The sequence below is a fragment of the Kitasatospora sp. NE20-6 genome, assembly GCF_045862635.1.
Genome location: NZ_BPRL01000180.1, coordinates 1 through 733, shown reverse-complemented (window position 1 = coordinate 733; position 733 = coordinate 1). Strand labels below are relative to the sequence as shown.

1 protein-coding gene is annotated in these 733 nt (G+C 71.5%); it reads right to left on the bottom strand.

Annotated features, from left to right (window positions below; genetic code table 11):
- Positions 1-2: 2 nt before the first annotated feature.
- A partial coding sequence (locus SNE206_RS40095) for a peptidoglycan-binding domain-containing protein (RefSeq protein ID WP_407918520.1) occupies positions 3-733 on the bottom strand: 731 nt, incomplete at its 5' end.

Here is a 733-nt window from a genome sequence, read left to right as displayed (position 1 = left end):
GGTCAGTGGGTGCGCTGGTACTCCTCCCAGGTCTGGATGGGGATGCGGGGGCCGTCGTCGGCGGCGTGGTTGGCCAGGCCGTTGAGGCCGAGGTAGTAGTCACCGGTCTGGTTCTGGGCCTGGGTGGCCAGGTCGGTGTCGCTGATCGCTGCGGCGTGGATGTGCCACGGCCAGTCGCCCTGGGTGGGGTTGCGGACCCAGGCGGCGAATCCGACCTGGCGCAGTGCCTTGGCGACGGCGGTGCGGGTGGTGCTGGACATGCCGTCGACGTTGATGTCCACGACGCCGCCGCCGTCGTGGGTGCCCGCGGAGGTGGGATCGCCGCCGGGGTTGTAGGAGCCCTGGTCGAGGGTGAGGTGGAAGCCCAGGAGGCGTTCGGCTTCGGTGAGCATGTTCTGGGTGCGGGTGTCGACGGTGTATCCGTCGCGCTGCAGCTTCGCGCCGACGCCGAGCTGACGGGTGACGGTGTAGCGGCCCTGGCCGAGGGCGGTGAGCGAGGTGGTGCCGGGCAGTCCGTTGGCGTCCAGGCCGGTGTAGCCGAGGGAGCGCTGGTAGGCGGCGTAGGCGGTGATGGTGGTGGTGCCGAAGTAGCCGTCCACCCAGCGGGCGTCGAGGAGGCCGCGGGCCTGCAGGGCCTGCTCGACGGCCAGGACCGAGTCGTGGGCGCCCGGGGTCTGTGTGCTGTCGGCGCGCCGGGGATCGATCTGCGCGGCCAGGACGGTGGCTTCCATGT